Raw genomic sequence first — 24,870 nt, forward strand, 5'->3', positions numbered from 1 at the left:
CTCCTGTCAGGGGGTGGGGGCGGAAGCGGCGGAGGCGAACTCCGCTGCCCGGGCGGTGAGATCCAGGTAGGCCTGTTCCAACGTGGCCTGTTCATCCACGAGCTGGAGAACCGGAAAACCTTCCGTGGCGACAAGCGTCCCGACCTCGTCCGCTCTCGCCCCTTCGACGGTCCAGCAGCCGTCCTCATCCTGCTGCGCCGGGTATCCCTTGCGTGTCAGAACCTCACCGAGCCGGCCTGCTTCCGTCGTGTGCACCCGCACACGCACCCGGGGCCGACTGCGGGAGTCGATGAACTCCTGCATCGGGAGATCGACGAGCAGGCGTCCTCGGCCGAGGACGATCAGGTGGTCCGCGAACGACGACGTCTCGTTCATCAGATGACTGGAGACCAGTACGGTGCGCCCCTCCCGTGCCAGCCGTTTCATCAACTCCCGGATCCAGATGATGCCTTCCGGGTCCAGTCCGTTCGACGGCTCGTCGAGCATCACCACCTCCGGGTCGCCGAGCAGTGCCGCCGCTATGCCGAGGCGCTGGCGCATGCCGAGGGAGAACGTCTTGATCCTCCTGCCCCCGACGTGGCCGAGGCCGGCCTCCTCCAGTACTTCCTCGACTCTGGCCCCGCTCATACCGTTGCTCGTGGCCAGCGCGAGCAGGTGATTGCGCGCCGTCCTCGAGCCGTGGGCGGCCTGCGCGTCGAGCAGCACCCCGACCCGGCGGAGCGGATCACGCAGAGCCGCGTAGTCCTGCCCGCCGATCGTGGCGGTGCCGCCGGTGGGACGGTCCAGGCCGAGGACCAGTCGCATGGTGGTGGACTTGCCCGCCCCGTTCGGTCCGAGAAAGCCGGTGACCCGGCCGGGCCGCACGCTGAACGTGAGATGGTCCACGGCCCGGGTCGCACCGTAATCCTTGGTGAGTTCGTTGACGTCGATAGTGGTCATGTCCTCAGACTGGCCGCCGCGCCGGGCAACGGTCCTCCCCCGCCGGAGTGGATCGTCTCCCTCGCTCGGGGGAGCCGTCGCGCCTCGCCCGCTGGCACGATGGCCACATGTTCAGCTTCCTCCGCCCGTTGACCGCGCCGGTCACCTATACACGGTGGCTGCATCTGCTCCTGCCGGGCGCCGTCGTCAGTGTCTGGCTGTTCATCTCGATGGACACGCCCTGGGTTCCCGTCGTCCTCGCGGCCTTGGTGGGGCTGATCCCTGGCATGCGTCTAGCGGAAGGAATACAGGCGCAGTTGCTGCTCACGCCCGAGGAGCGGGGCACCCCCGAGGCAACCATCTCGGTCGCCCCCTCCACGTCCTGGTCCGAGCGGTGGCGGACCTCGCTGTGGCTGGAAGTGCGGCTGGTGTGTGCCGGGCTGGCCGGGATGGCGACGGTGTGGCTGTCGGCCACGACGGTCGACCTCATCCGCTCCGCCGCCGGTTCGGAACCGAGCACCGAATGGTTCGCTGCCGGACTGGGGACGCATGGGTGGGCCGCGCTTCTCGCCCCGGTTCCCCTGGTGATGCTGCTCGCGATAATCGTGGGCTGCGGGGAGCTGATCACCGCAGCTGCCCGGTGGCTGCTCGGCCCGACACCGAAACAGCGGATGACCGCCTTGGAGGAGCGCACTGAGCAACTGCTCGAACGCAACCGGATCGCGCGCGAACTCCACGATTCGATCGGGCACGCCCTGACGGTCGCCGTCGTGCAGGCGGGTGCCGCCCGGGCGGCGCACGATCCTGACTTCACCGAGCGGGCACTGGCAGCGATCGAGGAGACGGGGCGTGTCGCGTTGGACGATCTGGAACGGGTGCTGCGCGTGCTGCGCGAAGCGGGCACGCCGTCGGGACAACGGCCGTCGCTGAGCGAGGCGGACCGCCTGCTGGACTCCGCACGCGGTTCGGGGGCCGAGGTGGATGCCGATGTGTGCGGTCCGCTGGAACAGGTACCGCCGTCGGTGTCCCGCGAGGGCTACCGCATCCTCCAGGAGGCCCTCACGAACGTCCTACGCCATTCCGGATCGGTCGCGGTCCGGGTCCGCATCACCGTCGCAGACGGCCGGCTCGACTTGCAGGTGACAAACCCGCTCACGGGTTCGAGCGATACCGCTGGGGGTGGAAGTGGGCTGAGGGGCATCAAGGAAAGAGCCGCGCTGCTGGGCGGCAGCGCCAAGGCGGGGCCGCACCAGGGGGAATGGCTGGTGCACGCGAGCCTTCCGCTGCACCACATACGCTGAGTGCCCACCAGTACCTTGACGGCGAGGCGCCCACGCTCACCGACGCACCACATACTCCGTCCGGTGCTGCGCATACGCCGCTCCGTGCAGTGCAGAGGCCGACCGGTACTGCACATACGCCGCCCCGTGCAGTGCAGAGGCCGACCGGTACCGCGCATACGGCGCCCGGTGCAGTGCGGAGGCCGACCGGTACTGCGCATGGGCGGGCCGTGGCAGCGCACGGGCTGACCGGTGGACTCCATGCCCTGCTCGGTGCACCGCTTACGCTGACCGGATGCCGGTTACCGTTCTTCTGGTCGACGATGAACCCCTGGTCCGCGCGGGACTCCGCGCGGTCCTGGAAGCCCAGCCCGACATCGAGGTGGTGGGCGAGGCGGGTGATGGCGCCGCGGTGATCCCGTTGGTGCGTCAGCTGCGCCCCGATGTGGTGGCGATGGACGTCCGTATGCCGCTGATGGACGGCATCGAGGCGACCCGGGTGGTGCTGCGCACGGTGCCGGATCCGCCGAAGATCCTGGTGGTGACGACGTTCGAGAACGACGAGTACGTCTACGAGGCGCTGCGCGCCGGGGCGGACGGCTTTCTCCTCAAGCGGGCCCGGCCGGCCGAGATCGTGCACGCGGTGCGGCTGGTGGCTGAGGGGGAGTCCCTGCTGTTCCCTGCCGCGGTCCGACAGCTCGCCGCCGAGTACGGCACGAGCAAGGCGCGGGAGGCCATGGAGCGGGCTTCCCTCACCGAGCGCGAGGCGGCCGTGCTCCGTCTGATGGCCAGGGGTCTGTCCAACGCCGAGATCGCGGCCCGGCTGGTGGTGGGGGTCGAGACGGTGAAGTCCCATGTCAGCGCTGTGCTGGCGAAGTTGGGTGCCCGGGACCGGACCCAGGCCGTCATCGCCGCCTACGAGTCCGGGTTCGTCGCTCCGAGCTGATACCAGGTGGTCCGGGTGGCCTTGACGCCCATGGTCGCCCCGTCCCTGAGCAGCGAGTACGATCCGCCTGACATGCGCACGAGCTGGGAGGACACACCGTGGGCCGGCTGACCGGTGGGGACCCGTCGTTGCTGCGTCGGATCAATTCCGCGGTGGTGCTGCACGCCCTCCGGGGTGCGGAATCCCCGACCCTTACCGACCTGACCCGGATCACGGGCCTGTCCCGCCCCACGGTCGAGGGCGTCGTGGAAGGACTGTTCGAGGCCGGGTTGGTCGTCGAGTCGGCTCCGGACGGCGCCGAGGCGCGGCGTCAGGGACGTCCGGCCCGCCGGTTCCGTTTCCGGGCGGAGGCGGGACATCTCCTCGGCATCGAGATCGGCCCGCACCGGGTCTCCGCGTTGTTGTCGGGCCTGGACGGCCGGATCATCGGCGCCGGCTCACGTGAGGTGTCGGAGACCGCCTGCGCGGACGACCGCCTCGACAAGGTCCGGACCGTCGTTGCCGACGTCCTCCGCCGGACCGGCGTGGCCCGCAGCAGCCTGCGAGCGGTCGGCGTGGGCAGTCCCGGCATCGTGGAGGCCGACGGCACCGTCCGTCTGGGAACCGCTCTTCCGGACTGGACGGGGCTGGCGCTCGGTGAACGCCTGAGGCGCTCGTTCCGCTGCCCCGTGCTCGTGGAGAACGATGCGAACGCGGCGGCCGTCGCGGAGCACTGGAAGGGTGCGGCCACGGAGTCCGACGACATCGTGTTCGTGCTGGCGGGGCTGAGCCCAGGGGCAGGTTCTCTGATCGGCGGCCGGCTGCACCGCGGTTTCGGTGGGGCGGCCGGCGAGATCGGTGCGCTGCATCTGCTCGGTCGCGACGTCACGCCCGAAAGACTGCTGTCGACGACGGACACGCCCCTGGACCCGCTGGACGAGCATGCGGTCGCCGCGGTGTTCGCCAAGGCACGGCACGGCGACGAGCAGGCGAAGGCCGCCGTCGAGCGTTTCATCCAGCGCCTGGTTCACGACGTGGCGGCGCTGGTCCTGGCGCTCGATCCGGAACTGGTGGTCATCGGCGGTTGGGCCGCCGGCCTGGACGGGGTGCTGGATCCGCTCCGCGGTGAGCTGGCCCGCTACTGTCTGCGGCCCCCTCGGGTGACCCTGTCGTTGCTCGGCGAGGCCGCCGTGGCCACGGGGGCCCTGCGGCTGGCCCTCGACCATGTCGAGGAGCAGCTCTTCGCCGTGGAGGGAACGGTGACGGCCCGCCGCTGAAGGCGACGGGCCGTACGGTGCGCGCCAGGCATGCGGGCCGGGCTTGCGGTCAGGACGCCTGGCGACTCAGCGGTCTAACGGCTTAGCGGTCAAAATGCCTGACAGCCCCGCGGTCAGAATGCCTGGCAGCCCAGCGGTCAGGATGCCTGGCGGGTCTCGTCGTGGTGGCTGATCTCCAGGTCTCCCGAGTCACCGAAGGTGAGGCGGCAGGTGTCGGCCCGGTACGTGGCCACGGAGACGGCCGCTGTGCCGCCGGCCGCCAGGTAGCGGGTCGTGACGACGAGGACGGGGGCGCCGGGGAGCCGGTCGAGCTCCTTGGCGTCGTCCGCGCGCGCCGAACCGAGTTCCACGGAGCGGTCCTGTCCGTCGAGCCCGAGCCGGTGGAGTTCGCGCACGACACTACGGGCCCTGGCGGGACCGGACGGGGTGTCTATGGCCGAGAGGTCAGGTACGGAGGCCGCCGGGACGTACAGCAGCTCCGCCGCGACCGTCTGCCCGTGGGTGAGGCGGATCCTTCGCACGATGTGGACGGGCTCGTCGCCCGGCACGTCGAGCATGCCGGCCACGCCGGCCGGTGCGGCTGCCGTCCGGCAGTCGACCGCCTGCCACGCCTCGCCCGCACTGCCCCCGGCCCAGTCGTGCTGCGCGGTGGAGACGGCGACGCCCACGCGCGGCGGGGCGACCGTGGTACCCACACCGCGGCGGCGTTGCAGCCTGCCCTCGAGCTCGAGCTGCTCCAGGGCCTGCCGGAGCGTGGCCCGCGCCACGCCGAACCGGGCGGCGAGCTCCCGCTCGTTGGGGAGGATCTCCCCCACCGCGAAGTCCGAGTCGAGTGCCTCACTGAGCACGGTCTTGAGGTGCCAGTACTTCGGCTCCTGTACCGATTCCAGCTGCGTGGTCCCCACCCTGTCCTCCGCAATCGCCCAGCGGCTTTTCCGCGACGTTATTTATTAAAGGTTCCTGTCTTAACGTTGAGACCATAGGACGGCACACCCCCTTGGTCAAGACCAATTCTCGGGCCGCGGGCTCGCTCACCCGCGATTTGCCGCACAGCGTTCACAGGACGTTCGCGCAACGGGGGCCCGGGGCAGCACCACGTCGCAGCACAAAGCCCCACGTCCGGGCGGGTCGCGGGGCTTCGGTGCGGGGGGACAGCGGCCCGGGCACGGACGCGCCGACGGCAAGGTTTACCGAGGAGCGACCGATCGCCTCGGGTCGACACTCCCCGACGGAAGTCGGCCACACCCCGGCCGGAGTCGGCCACACTCCGGCCCAAGCCGGCCACTCCTCGGCCGGAGCACTCCCCGGCCGGAGTCGGCCACTCCTCGGCCGGAGTCAGCCACACCCCGGCCGGAGTCGACCGCTCCCGGCCGAAGTCAGCTACTCCCCGGCCAAAGAGGTGAGCTTGTCAGGGTTGCGGACGATGTACACGCACTGAATGACTCCGTCCCGCACGTCCACCTGGATAACGGAGTCCGGCTTGCCGCCGGACAGGATCAGCGCCGCCGGCCCGCCGTTCAGCTCCAGGAAGCGGACGTCCAGGTCGGGGATCTGACCGTGTGCGACGGCGAAGAGGAATCGGCCGACCTTGTCCGCGCTCTCCAGGATCCGCAGCGGCGCCTTGGACTTGCCACCGCTGTCGCCGACGAGCCGCACGTCCGGGGCGAGCAGCGTGAGCAGCGCGTCGATGTCACCGCCGGCGGCCGCGGCGAGAAAGCGTTCCGTGAGGTCGCGACGCTGGGCGGGATCGACGTCGTAACGCGGTTTGCGTTCCTCCACATGCCGCCGCGCGCGCCCGGCGAGCTGGCGGACGGCGGTTTCGCTCCTGTCCAGCGTCGCGGCGATCTCCGCGTAGGCGAACCCGAAGGCCTCGCGCAGGACGAAGACGGCGCGCTCCAGCGGGGACAGTGACTCGAGGACGACGAGTACGGCGACGGAAACGGAGTCGGCGAGCACGGCCCGCTCCGCCGTGTCGGGCACGGTCGGGCCGAAGTCGGTGACCAGGGGCTCCGGCAGCCACGGTCCGACGTACGCCTCGCGCCGTGCCCCGAGCTGACGCAGCCGGTCGATGGCGAGGCGGGTGATGATCCTGACGAGGAAGGCGCGCGGTTCACGTACGTCCTCGCGCGGAGCGGCCGACCAGCGGAGCCAGCCCTCCTGGACCACGTCCTCGGCGTCGGCGATCCGGCCGAGCATGCGGTAGGCGACCCCGATGAGTACGGGCCGGTGCTCCTCGAAGACGTCGGTCACGGTATCGCTTGTCACGTGCCCATCCCAGCGGACGGGTAGCGGGGTGTCCAGTTCACGCCCTCGTCCTCTTGAACTGGAAGCTACCAGGCGGTAATTGTTGTTGACGGAATGTCTACGCCGCTTGCGGGCACGATTTTCGCGTGTCGCATCATCCGGGAGCACCTCCATGGCCACCACGGTCTCGTTCACCGTCACGTCACCCCTAGGACGGCCGCGGACCGTGTCCGTCGCCTACGAACGGACCGGTTCCGGAGAGCCGCTGCTGCTGCTCCACGGCATCGGCCACCACCGCCAGGCCTGGGACCCGGTGATCCCGGTGCTGGCGCTCGAGCGGGACGTGATCGCGGTGGACCTGCCCGGGTTCGGCGCCTCCCCCGGACTGCCCGGCGACCTCGCGTACGACCTGACGACCATGGCCCCGCTGCTCGGGACCTTCTGCGAGACGATCGGGGTGGGCAGCCCCCACGTGGCGGGGAACTCGCTCGGCGGGCTGCTGGCGCTGGAGATGGGCCGCGAGAAGCGCGCCCGCTCGGTGACCGCGCTCTCGCCCGCCGGCTTCTGGACGGACCGTGAGCGCCGGTACGCGTTCGGCACCCTGCGCGCCATGCGGCTCGCCGCGAAGTCGATGCCGCTGCCCCTCATCGAGCGGCTGTCCCGCACCCCCGCCGGTCGCACGGTCCTGACCAGCTCCATCTACGCCCGGCCCGCGCGGCGCGCGCCGGAGGCCGCTGTGTCCGAGACCCTGGCCCTGCGCCGGGCGACCGGCTTCCACCCGACGCTGGCCACCGGTCGGGACGTCCGGTTCACCGACGACGTGCCGGGGCTACCGGTGACCATCGCCTGGGGCGGCCACGACCGCCTGCTTCTGCGGCGCCAGGGCATCCGGGCGAAGCACACCGTCCCCGGCGCCCGGCTGGTCCGGCTTCCCGGCTGTGGCCACGTCCCGATGAACGACGACCCGGCTCTGGTGGCGCGGGTGATTCTCGACACCAGCCGCTGAATCCGCCGCCTGCTCACGACTCCGCCGGCTCAGCACACCCGAGCCGATCGCCACACCGAGCCCGACCAGGCAACTGCCCACGGCCTGAGCGGGGCCGTACGAGCCCGCGCCGACCAGCGGGGCCGTGAGCGCGGCGGCGACGGGAATCAGCCCGAGGAAGAGGGTGGCGCGCTCCGCTCCGATGCGCTGCATCCCCCGGTACCAGCACACGAACCCGATCACGGTGACCACGGCGGCCTGCCAGAGCAGCGCGGCGGCCTCTCCGGGCGTGGGCAGACGCACGAATCCCGCGCCGTCGACCAGCAGACCGATAACCGTCGACTCCGCCGCGGCGATCGCGCACACCGTGGCCGACAACAGCTTGGGCCCCAGGGGACGCAGCACCGGGACGGCGATCACCGCGAAGCCCACCTCACCGGCCAGCGCGCCGACGGAGAAGACGATGCCCGCCGTGTCGGTCTGCCCCCAGCCCTGAACGGTGAACGCACCGATCGCGACCAGCGCCGCGGCACAGAGAACGGCACGCGTCGGCCTGCGCCGGGACGCCAGTGGCACGAGGACGGCCACAAGGATCGGGGCGCACCCGACGAACACGCCCGGAACGGCCGGCTCCGCGGACCGTTCGGCCGCCAGGACGGCCAGGTTGAAGCCGACCATGCCCACGGCGGCGAGCAGCGCGAGCCTGCCCCACTGCCGGACGCCGAGCCCGCGGAGCACGACGGCCGGCCGGGGCTCGCCGGCCCGGTGCAGCAGGGGCAGGAGCAGCAGGGCGGCGAGGCCGTAGCGCAGCGCCTGACCACCGGCGTACGGATAGTCGCCGAGGACGCTGTTGGCGGTGAAGGAGGCACCTACGAGGACGGAGGCGAAGGCGGCGAAAGACGCGCCACGCAGATAGGTCACATTCATGGCACCGACGCTAGGCGGCCGGGCGGCCCGGTTTAAGGTCCACATTCATGACGTCTTCGGGGACCAATTCCAGGGCTGACACGGGTGGCGGTGCGCAGGAGTCCGTATCGGCGGCCTGGGAACTGCTGCTCCCGGCCGCTTCCGCCCCGGCCCGTGGGCGCGGGCGCGCGCTGCAGTCCGCGCTGCGCGAAGCGGTCCGTTCCGGCCGTCTCGTGCCCGGGACGCGGCTGCCGTCGAGCCGCGCTCTCGCCGCTGATCTCGGCGTCTCACGCGGTCTGGTCACCGAAGCCTACGAACAGCTGACCGCCGAGAGCTATCTGCGCAGCGGGCACGGCGCGGGGACATGGGTGAGCGGATCGGTGCGCGCGGCCGAGGGCGGGGCCCGCGATCTCGCTCCCCGCGCCCCCGGCACCCGCGTCGACTTCAGGCCGGGCACGCCGGACCTCTCGCTCTTCCCTCGCAGCGCCTGGGCCGCCACGCACCGTTCGGTGGTCGGCCGGCTGCCGCACAGCGCACTGGGCTATCCGGATCCGCGCGGGCTGCCGGAACTGCGTAACGCCCTGGCCGCTCTGCTGACGAGGCGCCGCGGTGTGGTGGCCGACCCGGAGCGGCTGGTGGTCTGTTCGGGCGTCGCCCAGGCGGCCACCCTGCTCGGCTTCGTCCTGCACGGACGCGGACTGGGCACCGTGGGTGTCGAGGATCCCGGGAGCCCCGAGCACGCCTCTCTCTTCTCGTCGGCGGGGCTTGTCACGGCATGGCTCCCGCTCGACGACGAGGGACTGGCGGTCGGCCCCCTCGTGCGCTCCGGCGTACGCGCCGTCGTGACGACTCCGGCCCATCAGTTCCCCACCGGGATCGCGTACTCCGCCGCCCGCCGCAGCCGGCTTCTGGACTGGGCCAGGGAGGTGGACGGCGTCATCGTGGAGGACGATTACGACGGTGACTTCCGCTACGACCGCGCGCCCGTCGGCGCCCTGCAGGGACTCGACCCCGAACATGTGGCGTACACCGGCTCGGTGAGCAAGTCCCTGGCGCCCGGCCTGCGCCTGGGCTGGCTGCTGGCACCCGCGTCGATGACGGACGAGATCGTCGACCGCAAGCGGACCATGGACATGGGCAACCCGGCCATAGACCAGGCGGTGCTGGCCGACTTCATCGTCCGGGGCGGCTACGACCGGCAGCTACGCCGCTGCCAGCGCGCCTACCGGGAGCGCCGCGACGCCCTGACGACGGCGCTCGCCGAGCACTTCCCGGGCACCGAGGTCAGCGGTATCGCGGCGGGTCTGCACGTCATCGCCCGGCTGCCCCGGCGGTACGGTCCCGAGGCGGAGTTCCTGAGCAGCGCGGCTGGGGCCGGGATCGACCTGCGGCTCCTGAGCGACTGCGGAGACGCACGGGCCAACGACGGACATGTGGGCCTGGTGATCGGGTACGCGCATCTGCCTCCGGCGGACATCGCACGCGGGGTCCAGCTGCTCGCCGAGTGCCGGCGGGGCACCGGCTGAACGGACGGCGGAACTGACCGGGGCCGGGTATTCACCTCGCGTTGGTGTGCCTGCCTTCGTCGGAGGCGAGGGTGGGCCGGTCGCTCAGCAGTCCGTTCACCCCGACCCGCTGCCCCGGAGGCCCTCCGATGCCCTACCGTCCGCGAATCCCGTTCCCCGACCGCCGGACCGTGCTGCGCGGTTCGCTGGCGGCCTCGGCCGCCGCCTCGCTCCCCCTGATGGGCGCGGCGGCCCCGGCCTTCGCACGCTCCGGCCGGCCGGCCGCCGGCTGGGGCGTGCAGGTGGGGGATGTCACGTCGTCCTCCGCGCTGGTGTGGGTGCGCTCGGACCGGCCGGCGCGGATGGTGGTGGAGACGTCGGCGACCGAGTCGTTCCGGCGCGCCCGCACCTGGCACGGTCCCTTGCTGAACCCCGGCACGGACTTCACCGGAACGACACCGCTCCACGGGCTGCCGCCCGGGCAGCAGGTGCACTACCGGGTGACGCTCGCCGCCCCCGACGACCCGCGCCGCACCGGTGAACCGGTGTACGGCACCTTCAGGACCGCGCCCGCTCGCCGCCGGGACGGTGTGCGGTTCCTGTGGTCCGGCGACATCGCGGGCCAGGGGTGGGGCATCAACCCGGACATCGGGGGCTACCGGGTGTACGACGAGATGCGGCGCCTGGACCCCGACTTCTTCCTCTGCAGCGGGGACAACATCTACGCGGACGGAGTCATCGAGCCCCGTGTGACGCTGCCCGACGGGCGGGTCTGGCGCAACGTCACCACGGAGGAGAAGGCGAAGGTCGCCGAGACGCTCGCCGAGTACCGGGGGAACTTCCGCTACAACCTGCTGGACGACAATCTGCGCAGGTTCAACGCGCAGGTGCCGTCGGTGATCCAGTGGGACGACCACGAGGTGCGGAACAACTGGTACCCCGGCCAGATCCTCGACGACGTCCGGTACACCGAGAAGAACGTGGACGTGCTGGCGGCGCGCTCGATGCGGGCCTTTGGTGAGTACTTCCCCGTATCCACCCTGCAGGGCTCCACGGGCGACGGGAGAATCCACCGGGTGATGCGGCACGGCCCGCTGCTCGACCTGTTCGTCCTGGACATGCGTACCTTCCGCAACGCCAACTCCCCCGGCCGGCAGCCCGACGAGAGCACCGGAATCCTCGGTTCCGCGCAACTGGCCTGGCTCAAGCGCGAACTGTCGAAGTCCCGGGCGGTCTGGAAGGTGATCGCCGCGGACATGCCCCTCGGGCTCGTCGTCGCCGACGGGGCCACGAACTTCGAGGCAGTGGCACAGGGCGATCCCGGTGCTCCGCTCGGCCGCGAACTGCAGATCGCCGAGCTGTTGCGGTTCATCAAGCACCGCCGGATCACCGGCACGGTGTGGCTGACGGCGGACGTGCACTACACCTCGGCCCAGCATTACGCCCCCGAGCGGGCGGCGTTCCAGGACTTCGCGCCCTTCTGGGAGTTCGTCACGGGACCGCTGGCCGCCGGTCAGTTCCCGTCCAACGCGCTCGACGGCACCTTCGGCCCCGAGCAGGTTTTCGTTCAGGCCCCCGACCGGGCCAACGTGTCGCCCATGGAGACACCCGCGCTCTTCGGTGAGGTGGACATCGACGGTGACAGCGGGGAGCTGACCGTACGCCTTCGGGAGCAGGGCGGATCCGTCCTGTTCAGCAAGGTGCTCCAGCCCGGCCGAGTGGGGCAGTGAGCCGGACGGACTGCCGGTGCGGCGCCGGTCCGGCGCCGCCGCCGGACCGGCCTCGGGGCTGACCGCGCCTCGCCGCCGGGCTGGAGTCCGGGGCGCCCTGACCTCGCTCAGGAGCGCCTCGGCGACCGCCCAAAACAGCCGATAGACGACTGGACCCTTGCTTAACCCATCGGTCACAAGGCGTTCGTGATCAGGCAACACCCCTCGGTCACAGTGGGGTCATGACCGATGTGACCTCCGCGAAGAGTGCCCGCCACCCCCACCACTGGCGGCGGGACCTCATCGAACTCGCCGCCCTGTTCACCGCCGTCGCCGTCGCCGACGCGATCGCCAACCTGATCGGACACCAGCCGGACGGCCCGTACCTGCTCATCGCCTCGGCCGTGGCGCTGACCGCCACCGCCGCGTTCCACACCTGGTGGGCACGCCGGCACAGTCACGCACCGCCGCCGGACGCCGAGGCTCCGGCAGTCGCGGACGGCCGGGCCGCGGCATCCGACGCCCCGTCGCCGGATGCCGCAGCGGCTGAGACGGTGCTGTGGCGGATGCGTACGACGGTCCGGGACGCTCCCGGGAGCCTGGCCGCGCTCTGCACCGTGCTGGCCCGCCACCGGATCGACATCCTGACCCTTCAGACGCACCCGCTGGCGGAGGGCACCGTCGACGAACTCCTGCTGCGCGCCCCCGCCGCGCTACCGCCCGCCCAGCTGACCCGGGCCGTCTCCGAAGCCGGCGGCAGCTCCACGTGGATCGAGCGCGCCGACGCCCACGACCTGGTGGACGCCCCGACCCGGGTGCTCGGCCTCGCCACCCGCACCGCCCTGGACGCCGCCGAACTTCCCCTCGCCCTGCGCCAGCTGCTCGGCCGGTGCACCATCCACTCACTGCCGGCCGTGTCGATCACCGGACGCGCCACCGGTGAGACCGCGCCCGTGGAGGGAGTGCTGGAGGAGACGGTGATGCGGCTGCGCGATCCTTCGGGCGGCGTCATCACCGTCGAGCGCCCCTATCTTCCCTTCACCCCGACCGAGTTCGCCAGGGCGCGCGCCCTCGTCGAGCTCGACGCCCGGCTCGGCCCCCGCGTCCCGCGCAGCGAGCACGTGCTCACCCTGCCCGAGGGCAACGCGATCACCGTGCGCCGGGCGGACAGCGGCGACCTCGAAGCGGCCCGCGCCATGCACGACCGCTGCTCGGAGCAGACGCTGCGGCTGCGCTACCACGGCCCGGTCCGTGACGCCGACCGCTACCTCGAGCACCTGCTGAGCCCGCGCTTCGGGCGCACCCTCGCCGTCCAGACGGCCTCCGGGCGGACGGTGGCCCTCGGGCACCTCCTCTGGGACGGCGACGAGACCGAGGTCGCCCTGCTCGTCGAGGACGACTGGCAGCGCCGCGGCATCGGCTCCGAGCTCCTCGGCCGGCTGGTGGCGCTCGCCGTCGAGGCGGGCTGCGAGAGCGTCTACGCCGTCACCCAGGCGTCGAACACCGGGATGGTCGCGGCCATGCGCGCGCTCTCGCTCCCGCTCGACTACCAGATCGAGGAGGGCACGCTGGTGATCACCGCCCGGCTGGGCGCGGCTCAGGTGCGGCCCCTGCACCCGTACGAGCAGGCGGAACGCTGACCACCTGACGTACCGGCACCTCGCCGCTCAGTGCCTGGCACAGGTCGGCCCACAGGTCCTCCACGTCCTCCAGCCCGACCGACATGCGCAGCAGCCGGTCGCCGACCCCCGAGGACTGCCGGTCTCCCTCATCCACGATGCGGTGGCTGATGGAGGCCGGGTGCTGGATCAGGGTGTCCACACTGCCGAGACTCACCGCCGGCGTGATCAGACGCACCGCGGCGATCACTGTGTGCGGGTCCCCGTACACCTCGAAGGAGACCATCGCGCCGCCCAGCTCCGGGTAGTGCACGCGGGCGATCCGCGGGTCGGCGGAGAGCCGGCGGGCGAGTTCCGCGGCGTTCGCGGACGCGGCCCGGACGCGGACCGGCAGCGTGGCCAGACCGCGCAGCAGCAGGTACCCAGCCATCGGGTGGAGCACCCCGCCGGTGGCGAACCGCACCTGGCGCAGCCGGGCCGCGAACTCCTCGTCGCAGGCGACGACTCCGCCCATCACGTCCCCGTGGCCGCCCAGGTACTTCGTGGCACTGTGCAGCACGATCCGCGCGCCGTGCTCGACGGGGCGCTGGAGCACCGGGGTGGCGAAGGTGTTGTCGACCAGCAGCGGAACCGAGCCGCAGGAGTGGGCGACCGCCCGGATGTCCACCTCGGCCAGGGTCGGATTGGCGGGTGTCTCGACGATCACCAGGCCCGTGTCGGGGCGGATCGCCTCGGCGATGCCCGCGGGATCCGTCCAGGTGACCTCCGTGCCCAGGAGCCCGGCGCCCAGGAGGTGGTCACTGCAGCCGTAGAGCGGGCGGACGGCCACCACGTGGCGCAGCCCCATGCTGGCGCGGGCCAGCAGGACGGCGGTGAGCGCGGCCATCCCGCTGGCGAAGGCCACGGCGCTCGCGGTGCCTTCGAGCCTGGCCAGGGCCGTTTCGAAACGGGCCGTGGTCGGGTTGTCGAGGCGGGCGTAGACGGGCGGCCCGTCGAGCCGGGTGCCGGTGGCGGCGAAGGAGTCGATCCGTTCCGCCTCTCCCCTGGAGTCGTACGAGGGGTAGGTGGTGGACAGGTCGATCGGCGGGGCGTGCAGGCCGAGGGCGGCGAGGTCTTCGCGTCCCGCGTGCACGGCTTCGGTGGCCGGCGCCCGGTACGGGGGTGTCGTCGAGGGGGCCGGCGCGGATTCGGTGTCCATGGCCCCACTCTGAACAGTCACCGGGAGAGTCGGTCATCTGCCCGTGCTACGTTCGGCGAATGAACGGTTCCGTCGCTCTCGACACGGTGGATCTGCACATTCTGCGGCTGCTTCAGAACGATGCCCGGACCACGTACCGCGAGCTCGCGGCCGAGGTCGGGGTCGCCCCGTCGACCTGTCTGGACCGGGTCACCAGGCTGCGCCGCACGGGCGTCATCCTCGGCCACCAGCTGCGGCTGGACCCGGCCAGGCTGGGCCGGGGTCTGGAGGCGCTCCTGTCCGTGCAGGTGCGGCCCCACCGGCGGGAGCTCATCGGCCCGTTCGTCGACCGGATCAGGACGCTGCCCGAGTCCCGTGCGCTGTTCCATCTGACCGGCCCCGACGACTACCTGGTGCATGTGGCGGTGACCGACACCGCCGATCTCCAGCGTCTGGTCCTGGACGAGTTCACCTCACGGCGCGAAGTGGCCCGCGTGGAGACGCGGCTGATATTCCAGCAGTGGGAGTGCGGTCCGCTGCTGCCGCCTGCGGCCCGGACGGCCGAGGGCGGTGCGGGTCAGGTCCACGGTGCCGATTGATAGTGACGCGGAGGCCCTCCCCGTACGAGGATGGACCCATGTCAGACTCCCCGAGCAGCGCGCTGCCCCGCCAGGTCGCCGACACCTATGTCGACGCGTTCATCGATCTCGACCCGATCTCCGGTACGTATCTGGGGGTCGCGGAGAGCTCGCGCCGCCTTCCCGACTTCTCCCCCGCCGGCCAGGAAGCACTGGCCGAGCTGGCCCGCACCACGCTCGCGCGGCTCGACCGCGCGGAGCAGCTCCCCGGCGCGGCAGACGATGCCGAGCGCCGCTGCGGCCGTCTCCTGCGCGAGCGTCTGACGGCCGAACTGGCCGTGCACGAAGCCGACGAGGCGCTGCGGGCCGTTTCCAATCTGCATTCCCCTGCCCACTCGATCCGTGAGGTGTTCACGGTGACGCCCACGGAGACGGACGAGGACTGGGCGGCCGTCGTCGAGCGGCTCAGGGCGGTCCCGGGCGCCCTGTCCGGCTACCGCGAGTCCCTCGCCCTCGGCCTGGAGCGGAAGCTGTACGGCGGCCCGCGCGCCACCGCCACCTTCATCGGCCAGCTCGACGAGTGGGTCGGGGACGGTGCGACGGGGTTCTTCCAGGACTTCGCCGCCGCCGGCCCGGAGGCGCTGCGCGCCGATCTGGACGCCGCCGCGGCCGAGGCAACCCGGTCGCTGGAGGAACTGCGGCAGTGGATGCGGGAGGTGTACGCCCCAGCGGTCGAGGGTGAGCCGGACACGGTGGGCCGCGAGCGGTACGCCCGCTGGTCGCGCTACTTCAACGGCACGGACCTGGATCTCGACGAGGCGTACGCGTACGGCTGGTCGGAATACCACCGGCTGCTCGCCGAGATGCGGACCGAGGCCGAGAAGGTGCTGCCGGGCGCGGGTCCCTGGGAGGCGCTGGCCCATCTCGATGTGCACGGCAAGCACATCGAGGGGGTCGACGAGGTCCAGGCGTGGCTGCAGGGCCTGATGGACGAGGCGATCGAGGCCCTGGACGGCACGCACTTCGAACTCGCCGAGCGGGTCCGCAGGGTGGAGTCCCGGATCGCTCCGCCCGGCGGCGCCGCGGCGCCGTACTACACGGGTCCGTCCGAGGACTTCTCGCGCCCCGGCCGCACCTGGCTGCCGACGATGGGCGAGACCCGGTTCCCGGTGTACGACCTGGTCTCCACCTGGTACCACGAGGGCGTGCCCGGTCATCACCTCCAGCTGGCCCAGTGGGCCCACGTCGCCGAGAGCCTCTCGCGCTACCAGGCCTCCATCGGCATCGTCAGCGCCAACGCCGAGGGCTGGGCGCTGTACGCGGAGCGTCTGATGGACGAGCTGGGCTTCCTGCCCGACGCCGAGCGCCGGCTCGGCTACCTGGACGCCCAGATGATGCGCGCCTGCCGGGTGATCGTGGACATCGGCATGCACGCGGAGCTGGAGATCCCGGCCGACTCGCCGTTCCACCCCGGTGAGCGGTGGACGCCGGAGCTGGCCCAGGAGTTCTTCGGCAACCACAGCGGCCGGCCCGCCGATTTCGTGGAGAGCGAGCTGACCCGCTATCTCTCGATGCCGGGTCAGGCCATCGGTTACAAGCTGGGCGAGCGTGCCTGGCTGCTCGGCCGGGAGAACGCCCGCGCGGCGCACGGGGACGCCTTCGACCTCAAGGCCTGGCACATGGCCGCGCTGTCCCAGGGGCCGCTGGGTCTGGACGACCTGGTCGACGAGCTGTCGAAGCTCTGACCCGGCCGCCGGCCGGTCCCGGACGGGGTGTCCGGGACCGGCCGGACCGTGTCAGCACCCGCAGTCGTCGGATTCGTCCGGTGCGGTGAGCGGGTCCGCGGTGCGCCGTTCGCGCCCCTGCCAGGTCTCGAACTCGAAGCCCTCACGCACCCAGTACTCGAAGCCGCCGAGCATCTCCTTGACCTGGTAACCCAGTTGGGCGAGGGCGTACGCGGCGCGGGTGGCGCCGTTGCAGCCGGGCCCCCAGCAGTAGGTGACGACGGGCACGGCGGGGTCGAGCAGCTCACGCGCCTGTCCGGCGATGAGCGCCGTCGGCAGATGGACGGCTCCGGGGACGTGTCCCTGGTCCCAGGACGCGGTGGAGCGCGAGTCGAGGAGTACGAAGCCGGGGTCACCGTCGGACGCCAGTGCCGCGGCGACGTCCGAGACGTCGGCGTGGAAGGCGAGCGAGGCGCCGAAGTAGGCGGCGGCCACGGCCGGGTCTGCGGGAGGAACGCGCAGAACGGGGCTGGTGGCGGTGGTGGCGGTGGCGAGGGGCTGCGTAGTCATGGGGGAAAATCTACGAGCGGCGACCGTTCGCCGGAAGAAGGGATCCCCGGCACAGCTCTTGATTCGCCGGGGAATCCCCTGTTTCCTCTCTCCATGACCGACTATTCCCCGGACGCCACCGACTGGCGCATTCTCGACGTCCTGCAGCACGAGGGGCGGGCGACGTTCGCCGAACTCGCGCGAGCCGTCGCGATGTCGTCGAGCGCCGTGACGGAGCGCGTGCGCCGGCTGGAGGAGGCCGGAATCATCAGCGGGTACGCGGCGGTGGTCGACCCGGAGCGCCTCGGTCTGCCGGTTCTCGCCTTCGTACGGCTGCGGTATCCGAACGGCAACTACAAGCCGTTCCACGACCTTCTCGACGCGACACCGGAGATCGTGGAGGCCCACCACGTCACCGGCGACGACTGCTTCGTGCTGAAGGTGACCGCCCGTTCCATGAAGCATCTGGAAGCGGTCTCCGGGAAGATCGGCGCCCTCGGTTCCGTCACCACCAGCGTCGTCTACTCCTCGCCGCTGCCGCGGCGGGCGGTCAGCCGCTGATCCCGTCCGCGGCCCGGAGCCGCACGGCCGACCCGTTCCGCTCCTTCACCACTTCCAGCTGGGCGGGGATGCGGCGGCGCAGGTCGCCGACGTGGCTGACGATGCCGACGCTGCGGTCCCGCTCCCGCAGCGAGTCCAGCACGTCGAGCACCTCGTCGAGGGTCTGCTCGTCGAGGCTGCCGAAGCCCTCGTCGATGAAGAGGGTGTCCAGCCGTACGCCCCCCGCCTCGTCGGTGACCACGTCGGCGAGTCCGAGGGCCAGGGCGAGCGAGGCGAAGAACGTCTCGCCGCCGGAGAGCGTGGCCGTGTCACGTTCGCGCCCCGTCCAGGCGTCGATCACGTGCAGGCCGAGTCCGGCCCGGCGGCCTCCCGTCCGGGCATCGGAGTGGACCAGTTCGTAGCGGCCGGACGACATCCGCCGCAGCCGGGCGGTGGCGGCCGCCGCCACCTGTTCGAGACGGGCCGCGAGCACGTACGACTCCAGCCGCATCTTGCGTTCGTTGTCCGCGGACGTTCCCGCGGTGAGTCCGGCGAGCCGGGCGACCCGTTCGTACTCCTCGCGCACCGGCCCCAGGCCCCGCACCTCCTCCGCTGCGCGGCGGGAGAGCCTGTCGAGCTCGGCACAGCGCTCCCGGGCCGAGGCGAGGGCCGCCGACGCGTCGCGCAGCCGGCGTTCCTCCGTGTCGTACACCTGCTGCGCGGCATCCGGTGCGGCCGGGGCGCGGCCGGCTGCGGCACGGGCGTCGGTCTCGGCGAGCCGGTCGGCCACCGCGGCCGCCTCGGCCTGCCAGGCGTCGATACGGTGCTGGAGCGCACGCTGCACGGAGTCGGGGAGCAGGGTCTCCACCGCCGCCTGCGGTGTGTCGAAGCCGGCCCGGAAGGCGGCGTCCGCGAGCCGGTCGTCGGCCTCCTTCAGCCGCTCCGCCGCGCTCTCCTCCTCGCGCACCGCCGTAGCCGCCTCGACGAGGAGGGCGACGCGGTTCTGCAGCAGGGCGGCGTGCGCGGTGACGCTGTCCGACTCGCCGCGCGCCTGCGCCAGCACCTCTTCCAGGGCGGCCTGTTCACCGTCGAGGCCTTCGCGCCGGGAGGTGCGGGCAGCGGCCCGGCGCTCCGCCTGCTGCCGGTCCTCGGCCCGCCGCTCCTGCTCCCGTTCGGCCGCCGCCAGGGCCTCACGTGCGGCGTGCATGCCCGCGGCGGTCCGGTGCGCCTGCGCGTGCTCACGGGTCAGCGTGTCCACGAGCGCGGCAAGCGCGTCGGCCGTCGGATCGGCCGCCCCGCCCGCCTCCGGGTCCGCCGCGCTGTCGGTGCCGGCCGCCTCCACGGCTTCCGCCCGGGCTGCCGCGTACCGCTCGCGTACGGCTCCGAGCGCGTGCTCCGCCTCGGTGCGGGCCTGCTCGGCCCGCCGGTGGGCTGCCTCCGCCGCGTCCTCGGTCGCCTGGTCGACATGTCCGTCCCCGGGGCGGGCGGGCTGCGGGTGGTCGGCGGAGCCGCAGACCGTGCAGGCCTCGCCCTCGACGAGTTCGCGCGCGAGTTCCGCCGCGATGTCGCGCAGCCGTCGCTCGCGCAGGTCGAGCCAGTGCTCGCGGGTGCCCAGGGCGTGCTCCCGGGCCTCGGCGAGCCGGTTCTCGGCGGACGACGCCTCGGTGGCCAGCGCGTCCCGTCGGCGGGCCGCTTCCAGCCGTCGCCGGGCCGGGTCCAGCCGGCCGGCCAGCAGCTCGGCCCGGGTCGCCGCTTCCTGCGCCGCCTCGATGCGGGCGAGCAGCCCGCTGCGGGTGGCTTCCCAGTCGGCCAGCCAGCCCTCCGCGTCGCGGATCAGCTCGTCGTCCGCCTGGGCCTGCCGCTCCAGCGCGGAGCGTTCGCTGTCGATCTCCGCACTGCGCCGCTCGGCGCGGCGTGCGGCGTCGAGTCCCCCGAGCTCCTCGCGCAGTCTGCGCTCCAGAGCCGCCAGGTGCTCGGCGCCGGCGTCCGCCAGACTGTCCGGCAGCCCGGTCCGGCAGCGGTCGCGGGCCGCGCTCGCGCGTCGGTGGGCCCGCTCGGCTTCGTCGCGCAGTTCCAGTGCCGGGGCGACGCGGTCCGCCTTGCGGGCGCGCCTCAGCTGTTCCTGTGCCTCGTCGTGTCCGGTCCGGCCCGCTTCCGACAGGGCGGCGCGGCGCCTGGTCTCCGCGTACCGCTGCTGGAGTGCGGCCAGTTCCCGTTCGGCGTCCAGGGTGAGCCGGGCCGCCCGGTGGCGGCCCTCGGCCGCGGTCAGCACCACGGCGGCGACGTCGAGCCGCTCCCGGGCACTGCTGCGGGCCGTCGCGGCCCATTCCAGTACGGCGTCGGCGAGTCCCGGCTCGCCCGGTTGGAACTCCGGCATCGGGGCTTCGCGCCCGGCCGGTCCGGCGGCCTGGGCGAGGCGCTGGGCGAGGGCGAGGATCTGCTCGTCTCCGGCCCGCACCTGGCTCTCGGCGACCCGGCGGAGATCGGCGAGGCGCTCCTCGACGGCGGCGAAGCGACGGGTGTCGAAGAGCCTGCCGAGCAGCTTGCCGCGCGCCTCCGCGTCGGCCCTGAGGAAGCGCGCGAAGTCGCCCTGCGGGAGGAGCACCACCTGGCAGAACTGCTCCCGGTTCATCCCGATGAGCTGGGTGATCTCCTCACCGATCTCCTGGTGCGAGCGGCTCAGCGCCCGCCAGCCCTGCTCGGCGTCGTAGGCGCGCAGCCAGCTCTGCGCCTTCTCCGTGGTGTGGCCGCCGCCCCGCTTCTTGGGGCGGGGCTGGGCGGGGCGCCGGGTGATCTCCAGGCGGCGTCCGCCGACGGTGAGTTCGAGGCGGACCTCGGTGGGCAGGTCCGCGGGTGCGTGGTCGCTGCGCAGGGATGTGCCGGGGCTCTGCCGGGCGCCGGGCACGGCCCCGTACAGGGCGTAGCAGACGGCGTCGAGCACCGAGGTCTTGCCGGCGCCGGTCGGTCCGTGCAGCAGGAAGAGCCCGGCTGCGGAGAGCGCGTCGAAGTCGATCTCCTGCGTGGCCCCGAACGGGCCGAAGGCGGTGATGCCGAGCCGGTGGAGCCTCATCGGTTCACCTCGTGCACGGTGTCGTCGACCCGCACGTGGTCGAAGGCGCTGCGCAGCACCGTGCGCTCGTGTTCGTCGGTGCCGTAGCCGCCGCGGACATGGGCCACGAAGTCCTCCGCGATGCTCTGGTCGTCGCGTCCCCGCAGCCGCTGGGCGTAGGAGGTGTGCGGGTCTTCGGGCGCCCGGTCCGGTTCGAGGACGAGGCTGAGCGTGTGCGGGAAGCGCTCGACGAGACGGGCCATCGGGTCGGCCGGGCGGACCGGGTCGGTGAGCGTGGCCTCGACCCAGGAGTGCGCGTGCCGCTCGAGGGCGGGGTCGTCGAGGAGGGTGTCGAGCCGGCCGCGGAGCCGGGCGAGCGGGCGGGGGACCGGGCAGTCGATCCGTTCCGCGGCGACGGCGCCCGTGGCGTCGAGGTCGATCAGCCACATGGTCTTGCGGTGGCTGGTCTCCGAGAAGGAGTAGGCGAGCGGGGAGCCGGAATACCGGACCCGCTCCGCGACGGTCTGGCAGCCGTGGAGGTGGCCCAGCGCCACGTAGTCGACCCCGTCGAAGACCCCGGCGGGGACGGCCGCCACTCCGCCGACGGTGATGTCGCGTTCGCTGTCGCTCGGCTCGCCACCCGCGACGAAGGCGTGGGCGAGGACCACGGACCGGGTGGCGTCCGGCCGTTCGGCGAGATCGGCGCGGACCCGGTCCATGGCGGCGGTCAGCACGGCTTCGTGCCCGGCCCGCTCCGTCTTGAACACGTCCTTGACGAGGGCGGGTTCGAGATAGGGGAGACCGTAGAACGCCACGTCGCCGTGCGCGTCCGGGATGACGACGGGGGTGGCGCACCGGGCGGGGTCGGTCCGCAGGTGGATGCCGGCCCGTCCGATGAGTCCCGCGCCGACACCCAGCCGGCGGGCCGAGTCGTGGTTCCCGGAGATCATCACCGTGGGCACACCGGCGGCGGCGAGCCGGTGCAGGGCGTCGTCGAAGAGCTCCACGGCGGCGAGCGGCGGCACCGCCCTGTCGTACACGTCACCCGCCACGAGCACGACGTCGACGTCCTGGTCGCGCACGGTGGCCACGAGGTGGTCGAGGAAGGCGGCCTGCGCCTCGTGCAGCGAGACCCGGTGGAACGACCGGCCCAGGTGCCAGTCCGATGTGTGCAGAATTCTCAAGAGCCGGCTCCGACCTGCATGTTTCGCTTCCTCGTCCCCGGGGTCCCGCCCGGCCGCCCACGGGGCCGGCCCGGGGCCACGGTGCCGGCGTCCACCCCGCGCGCACGCCCCTGCCCCTGTTCCCTCACGCCCCACAGTGTCCCATCACCGGGGACGGGGCCGGGGCTGCGGGCCACGAGGACGGCTGCGCTTCCCGGGCCGGTGACGCGGCGGGGCCGGCCGCTCCGCCGGGTCTCACATCTTCGCGCCGAAGTCCTGGGTCCACCACGGTCCGCCGGCGCCCCGGTGAACGCCGACACCGATGTCCTTGAAGGAGCAGTTGAGAATGTTGGCGCGGTGGCCGGGACTGTTCATCCAGGACCGCATCACCGCTTCGGGAGTCTGCTGGCCCGCGGCTATGTTCTCGCCGTACGTCGACCAGCGGTACCCGGAGTCGGTGACGCGCCGCCCGGGGTCGGCGCCGTCGGGGTTGGTGTGGGCGAAGAAGCCACGGGCTGCCATGTCGTCGGAGTGCCGCTGGGCCGCGTCCGTGAGCTGTGCGTCCTCCTGGAGCGGCCCGCATCCGGCTGCCGCCCGTTCCTTGTTGGCCAGGGCGACGACCTGGGCCACGGCGCCCGGGGGCGCCGCGGGCGGGGCGGGGGCGCTCGACGCGCGCGGGGTGGCCGTCTTCTCCGGCGCTGGGGCGACGCTCTTGCGCGGTGTCCGGCTCGGGGTGGAGGAGGCGCTCTTCTTCGCCGGGGGCGGGGAGGGCGACGCGGACACCGAGGGCGAGGGCGGTGACGTGGTGGCCGGGGACTCGGGCGCCGCGAGAGCCGTGAGGGGCGCCGCCGGCGTGACCGCCGTGCTGTCCCCGCCGGTCCCCGTTCCCGGGCCCAGGGACAGGTACCCCAGGCCCCCGCCGGCCAGGCACACCACCACCACGGCGCCGCCGGCCGCCCGGCGCCGCGTCCGCCGCCGTCGGCGCGCGTCGGCGCGGGAGGCGCCTCGGCCGCCGGTGTTCCGCCCGCCCGGCGAACGGTGCCGGCCGGGCCGGGCGGGTATCGCGGCGTCGAGCGCCGTGATGTCGTCGGCGGACATGTCGAGCGGGTGGGCGGCGGCGACGGTGGTCATCGTGTCGTGGGCGGGCCACAGCACGAGGAGTGCCGCGGGCACCGGGACCAGCGCCAGCCCCGCCAGCAGGCCCTCGGCGGGCATCAGACCGCTCCACAGCCCGGCGCACCGGAGGCAGTCACGGGCGTGCCGGGCTATGCGCTTGCGCCACAGCGCCGAGGGGCGGCCGTCCCATGGGGCGAGGACGCCGTGGAGTTCCTCGCACGTGGGCCGAGCGCCGAGCGCCCGCACCACGACGCGGGCCGTCTCCAGGTGCGCCTTCATCCGCTGGACCCGGACCGCCGCGTGCTGCGGCGACAGCTCCAGTGCTTCGGCGACCTCGGCCCGGGTCAGCTCTCCCGCGCACTCCAGCCACCACAGCGACAGCAGGCCCTGGTCCTCCGGCTCCAGCCACCGGGTCGCGCGCGCCGTCTCCTGACGCTGCCACGACAGTTGCAGGCGCGTCATCGTCAGATCGACGAAGTCGGCCCCGGAGTCGGCGAGCTCCCCGGCCTCCTCCAGCGTCCCCGGCGCGGCCTTGCGGTCCTGCCAGTGGGCGCGCACCTGATTCATCGCGATGGCCACCAGCCAGGAGCGGAAGTTCTCCGGGGCGCGCAGAGCGCCGAGCCCGTCCAGCGCACGGAGCATGGTGTCCTGCACCACGTCGTCCACGTCCGCCGAACCGTTCAGCGCGCGGCCCACGATGTTGTAGACGAGCGGCAGATACGCGCCGACCAGGGCGTCCTTCGCCCCCGCGTCCCCGTTGCGGACCGCTGTCACCAGTGCCGACGGGTCCACCGTGTGCTGATGGCTCATGTAAGAAGTTCCCTGTCCTGTAGGCCGCTGATGATGCCCGATGACTGGGAGACCGCTGCGGCCGGAGCCGATAACAGTTCTTCCGACGGCAATTTCCCCGGCACGCGACCGGGCAGGGTCCCGGCACCCCGGACCCGGGGGCGTGGCAACCGGGAGACGCTCCAGGACTCAGGCGTCCCCGTACGCCTCTTCGCCGAGTTCCAGTTCCGCCTCGCCCGCCGTGGCGTCGGCCAGCCAGCGCCGGAACTCCTCGACCTCGGCGTCCGGCAGCCCGATCTCGATGGCCACCGCCTCCGCGTACCGGACCTCGCGCACGGTGCGTCCGGTGGCCCGCAGTTCGTTCTCCAGCCGGCCGGCGCGCTGGTGCCCGACGGTGACCGTCGCGATCCGGAACCGCTGCCGGGTGAGCGTGCCGAGGGCGTCGAGGGCCTCTCCGACCACGCCCCCGTAGGCCCGGATCAGTCCGCCCGCGCCGAGTTTCACCCCGCCGTAGTAGCGGGTGACGACGGCGACGACGTACCGCATCTCGCGGCGGGTGAGCATCTGCAGCATGGGGACGCCGGCGGTGCCCCCGGGCTCGCCGTCGTCACTCGCCTTCTGCACGGAGGCGTCGGCGCCGATCACGTAGGCGTAGCAGTTGTGCGAGGCGGCCGGGTGTTCCCTGCGGACGCGTGTGACGAAGTCCTGGGCGTCCTGCTCGGTGGCGGCGGGGGCGAGCGCGCAGATGAAGCGCGACCGGTTGATCTCGGTCTCGTGCACGCCCGCGCGGGCGACTGTCCGGTACTGCTCCTGCATC

The 24,870-nt window shown here is 72.6% G+C and carries 19 protein-coding genes and 1 pseudogene; 10 read left to right on the forward strand and 10 right to left on the reverse strand.

Going from position 1 to position 24,870, the window contains the following annotated elements:
* Positions 1 to 6: 6 nt before the first annotated feature.
* Positions 7 to 939, reverse strand: a complete 933-nt coding sequence (locus ABZ454_RS19820; RefSeq protein WP_359539536.1) for an ATP-binding cassette domain-containing protein — start codon at positions 937 to 939, stop codon at positions 7 to 9.
* A 107-nt stretch (positions 940 to 1,046) separates the two neighbouring features.
* Here ABZ454_RS19820 and ABZ454_RS19825 point away from each other — a divergent pair, with 107 nt between their 5' ends.
* The 3 genes from ABZ454_RS19825 (at position 1,047) to ABZ454_RS19835 (ending at position 4,400) form a co-directional block, all read left to right on the forward strand.
* Positions 1,047 to 2,219: a histidine kinase gene (locus tag ABZ454_RS19825; protein ID WP_359539538.1), complete on the forward strand. Its 1,173-nt coding sequence runs from the start codon at positions 1,047 to 1,049 to the stop codon at positions 2,217 to 2,219.
* Positions 2,220 to 2,493: 274 nt separating this feature from the next.
* Positions 2,494 to 3,144, forward strand: coding sequence for a response regulator transcription factor (locus ABZ454_RS19830; RefSeq protein WP_136326275.1), 651 nt, complete (start codon positions 2,494 to 2,496; stop codon positions 3,142 to 3,144).
* Positions 3,145 to 3,242: 98 nt separating this feature from the next.
* Positions 3,243 to 4,400: an ROK family transcriptional regulator gene (locus ABZ454_RS19835; protein ID WP_356317658.1), complete on the forward strand. Its 1,158-nt coding sequence runs from the start codon at positions 3,243 to 3,245 to the stop codon at positions 4,398 to 4,400.
* A 137-nt stretch (positions 4,401 to 4,537) separates the two neighbouring features.
* On the opposite strand, the gene ABZ454_RS19840 is transcribed toward ABZ454_RS19835, so the two are convergent.
* Positions 4,538 to 5,305: a GntR family transcriptional regulator gene (locus tag ABZ454_RS19840; RefSeq protein WP_356317656.1), complete on the reverse strand. Its 768-nt coding sequence runs from the start codon at positions 5,303 to 5,305 to the stop codon at positions 4,538 to 4,540.
* Between the two features lie 475 nt (positions 5,306 to 5,780).
* The gene (locus ABZ454_RS19845; RefSeq protein ID WP_356317654.1) at positions 5,781 to 6,665 is read right to left on the reverse strand and encodes an RNA polymerase sigma-70 factor; all 885 of its coding nucleotides are present in this window, start codon (positions 6,663 to 6,665) and stop codon (positions 5,781 to 5,783) included.
* 151 nt (positions 6,666 to 6,816) lie between these two features.
* On the opposite strand from ABZ454_RS19845, the gene ABZ454_RS19850 reads away from it, so the two are divergent.
* Positions 6,817 to 7,650: an alpha/beta fold hydrolase gene (locus tag ABZ454_RS19850; RefSeq protein ID WP_356317652.1), complete on the forward strand. Its 834-nt coding sequence runs from the start codon at positions 6,817 to 6,819 to the stop codon at positions 7,648 to 7,650.
* A 57-nt stretch (positions 7,651 to 7,707) separates the two neighbouring features.
* On the opposite strand, the pseudogene ABZ454_RS19855 reads toward ABZ454_RS19850, so the two are convergent.
* Positions 7,708 to 8,601: pseudogene (locus ABZ454_RS19855) on the reverse strand (DMT family transporter); the annotation flags it as partial.
* A gap of 2 nt (positions 8,602 to 8,603) precedes the next feature.
* On the opposite strand from ABZ454_RS19855, the gene ABZ454_RS19860 reads away from it, so the two are divergent.
* The 3 genes from ABZ454_RS19860 (at position 8,604) to ABZ454_RS19870 (ending at position 13,389) form a co-directional block, all read left to right on the forward strand.
* Positions 8,604 to 10,061: a PLP-dependent aminotransferase family protein gene (locus tag ABZ454_RS19860; RefSeq protein ID WP_359539543.1), complete on the forward strand. Its 1,458-nt coding sequence runs from the start codon at positions 8,604 to 8,606 to the stop codon at positions 10,059 to 10,061.
* A gap of 128 nt (positions 10,062 to 10,189) precedes the next feature.
* On the forward strand, positions 10,190 to 11,770 hold the full coding sequence (locus ABZ454_RS19865) for an alkaline phosphatase D family protein (RefSeq protein ID WP_359539546.1): 1,581 nt from the start codon (positions 10,190 to 10,192) through the stop codon (positions 11,768 to 11,770).
* Positions 11,771 to 11,991: 221 nt separating this feature from the next.
* A complete protein-coding gene (locus ABZ454_RS19870; RefSeq protein ID WP_356317646.1) occupies positions 11,992 to 13,389 on the forward strand; it encodes a GNAT family N-acetyltransferase in 1,398 nt (465 codons plus the stop codon).
* Here ABZ454_RS19870 and ABZ454_RS19875 read toward each other — a convergent pair.
* Entirely contained in the window at positions 13,325 to 14,566 is a 1,242-nt protein-coding gene (locus tag ABZ454_RS19875) for a PLP-dependent transferase (RefSeq protein WP_359539548.1), read from the reverse strand. The genes ABZ454_RS19870 and ABZ454_RS19875 overlap by 65 nt on opposite strands.
* 59 nt (positions 14,567 to 14,625) lie before the next feature.
* Here ABZ454_RS19875 and ABZ454_RS19880 point away from each other — a divergent pair, with 59 nt between their 5' ends.
* Both ABZ454_RS19880 and ABZ454_RS19885 read left to right on the forward strand, forming a co-directional pair.
* Positions 14,626 to 15,144 carry an Lrp/AsnC family transcriptional regulator gene (locus ABZ454_RS19880; RefSeq protein ID WP_359539550.1) on the forward strand — a complete coding sequence of 173 codons (519 nt, stop codon included), beginning with the start codon at positions 14,626 to 14,628 and terminating at the stop codon, positions 15,142 to 15,144.
* 38 nt (positions 15,145 to 15,182) lie between these two features.
* Positions 15,183 to 16,868: a DUF885 domain-containing protein gene (locus ABZ454_RS19885; protein WP_356317639.1), complete on the forward strand. Its 1,686-nt coding sequence runs from the start codon at positions 15,183 to 15,185 to the stop codon at positions 16,866 to 16,868.
* A 51-nt stretch (positions 16,869 to 16,919) separates the two neighbouring features.
* Here ABZ454_RS19885 and ABZ454_RS19890 read toward each other — a convergent pair whose 3' ends face one another.
* Complete coding sequence (locus ABZ454_RS19890) at positions 16,920 to 17,417, reverse strand: rhodanese-like domain-containing protein (RefSeq protein ID WP_359539553.1); 498 nt, start codon at positions 17,415 to 17,417, stop codon at positions 16,920 to 16,922.
* 93 nt (positions 17,418 to 17,510) lie between these two features.
* On the opposite strand from ABZ454_RS19890, the gene ABZ454_RS19895 reads away from it, so the two are divergent.
* Entirely contained in the window at positions 17,511 to 17,957 is a 447-nt protein-coding gene (locus ABZ454_RS19895) for an Lrp/AsnC family transcriptional regulator (protein WP_359539555.1), read from the forward strand.
* Here the strand turns inward: ABZ454_RS19895 and ABZ454_RS19900 are convergent.
* The 4 genes from ABZ454_RS19900 to ABZ454_RS19915 all read right to left on the reverse strand — a co-directional run bounded on the left by ABZ454_RS19900 (position 17,947) and on the right by ABZ454_RS19915 (position 24,869).
* Positions 17,947 to 21,006: an SMC family ATPase gene (locus ABZ454_RS19900; protein WP_359539558.1), complete on the reverse strand. Its 3,060-nt coding sequence runs from the start codon at positions 21,004 to 21,006 to the stop codon at positions 17,947 to 17,949. The two genes, ABZ454_RS19895 and ABZ454_RS19900, sit on opposite strands and share 11 nt — an antisense overlap.
* Positions 21,003 to 22,169, reverse strand: coding sequence for an exonuclease SbcCD subunit D (locus ABZ454_RS19905; RefSeq protein ID WP_359539561.1), 1,167 nt, complete (start codon positions 22,167 to 22,169; stop codon positions 21,003 to 21,005). The genes ABZ454_RS19900 and ABZ454_RS19905 overlap by 4 nt, the downstream gene beginning before the upstream one ends.
* Positions 22,170 to 22,403: 234 nt before the next feature.
* Positions 22,404 to 24,074, reverse strand: coding sequence for a sigma-70 family RNA polymerase sigma factor (locus ABZ454_RS19910; protein WP_359539562.1), 1,671 nt, complete (start codon positions 24,072 to 24,074; stop codon positions 22,404 to 22,406).
* 168 nt (positions 24,075 to 24,242) lie between these two features.
* Positions 24,243 to 24,869, reverse strand: a complete 627-nt coding sequence (locus ABZ454_RS19915; protein WP_356317627.1) for a YigZ family protein — start codon at positions 24,867 to 24,869, stop codon at positions 24,243 to 24,245.
* Between the last annotated feature and the right edge of the window lies 1 nt (position 24,870).

Origin of the sequence: Streptomyces sp. NPDC005803 (assembly GCF_040630435.1) — a bacterium.
In the GTDB taxonomy this organism is placed as follows: domain Bacteria; phylum Actinomycetota; class Actinomycetes; order Streptomycetales; family Streptomycetaceae; genus Streptomyces.

What these genes read in the sequence shown, in the direction of transcription:
- ABZ454_RS19820 (WP_359539536.1), bottom strand. Translation starts at nt 939, where the DNA reads ATGACCACTATCGACGTCAACGAACTCACCAAGGATTACGGTGCGACC.
- ABZ454_RS19825 (WP_359539538.1), top strand. Translation starts at nt 1,047, where the DNA reads ATGTTCAGCTTCCTCCGCCCGTTGACCGCGCCGGTCACCTATACACGG.
- ABZ454_RS19830 (WP_136326275.1), top strand. Translation starts at nt 2,494, where the DNA reads ATGCCGGTTACCGTTCTTCTGGTCGACGATGAACCCCTGGTCCGCGCG.
- ABZ454_RS19850 (WP_356317652.1), top strand. Translation starts at nt 6,817, where the DNA reads ATGGCCACCACGGTCTCGTTCACCGTCACGTCACCCCTAGGACGGCCG.
- ABZ454_RS19860 (WP_359539543.1), top strand. Translation starts at nt 8,604, where the DNA reads ATGACGTCTTCGGGGACCAATTCCAGGGCTGACACGGGTGGCGGTGCG.
- ABZ454_RS19865 (WP_359539546.1), top strand. Translation starts at nt 10,190, where the DNA reads ATGCCCTACCGTCCGCGAATCCCGTTCCCCGACCGCCGGACCGTGCTG.
- ABZ454_RS19870 (WP_356317646.1), top strand. Translation starts at nt 11,992, where the DNA reads ATGACCGATGTGACCTCCGCGAAGAGTGCCCGCCACCCCCACCACTGG.
- ABZ454_RS19875 (WP_359539548.1), bottom strand. Translation starts at nt 14,566, where the DNA reads ATGGACACCGAATCCGCGCCGGCCCCCTCGACGACACCCCCGTACCGG.
- ABZ454_RS19880 (WP_359539550.1), top strand. Translation starts at nt 14,626, where the DNA reads ATGAACGGTTCCGTCGCTCTCGACACGGTGGATCTGCACATTCTGCGG.
- ABZ454_RS19885 (WP_356317639.1), top strand. Translation starts at nt 15,183, where the DNA reads ATGTCAGACTCCCCGAGCAGCGCGCTGCCCCGCCAGGTCGCCGACACC.
- ABZ454_RS19890 (WP_359539553.1), bottom strand. Translation starts at nt 17,417, where the DNA reads ATGACTACGCAGCCCCTCGCCACCGCCACCACCGCCACCAGCCCCGTT.
- ABZ454_RS19895 (WP_359539555.1), top strand. Translation starts at nt 17,511, where the DNA reads ATGACCGACTATTCCCCGGACGCCACCGACTGGCGCATTCTCGACGTC.
- ABZ454_RS19900 (WP_359539558.1), bottom strand. Translation starts at nt 21,006, where the DNA reads ATGAGGCTCCACCGGCTCGGCATCACCGCCTTCGGCCCGTTCGGGGCC.
- ABZ454_RS19910 (WP_359539562.1), bottom strand. Translation starts at nt 24,074, where the DNA reads ATGAGCCATCAGCACACGGTGGACCCGTCGGCACTGGTGACAGCGGTC.
- ABZ454_RS19915 (WP_356317627.1), bottom strand. Translation starts at nt 24,869, where the DNA reads ATGCAGGAGCAGTACCGGACAGTCGCCCGCGCGGGCGTGCACGAGACC.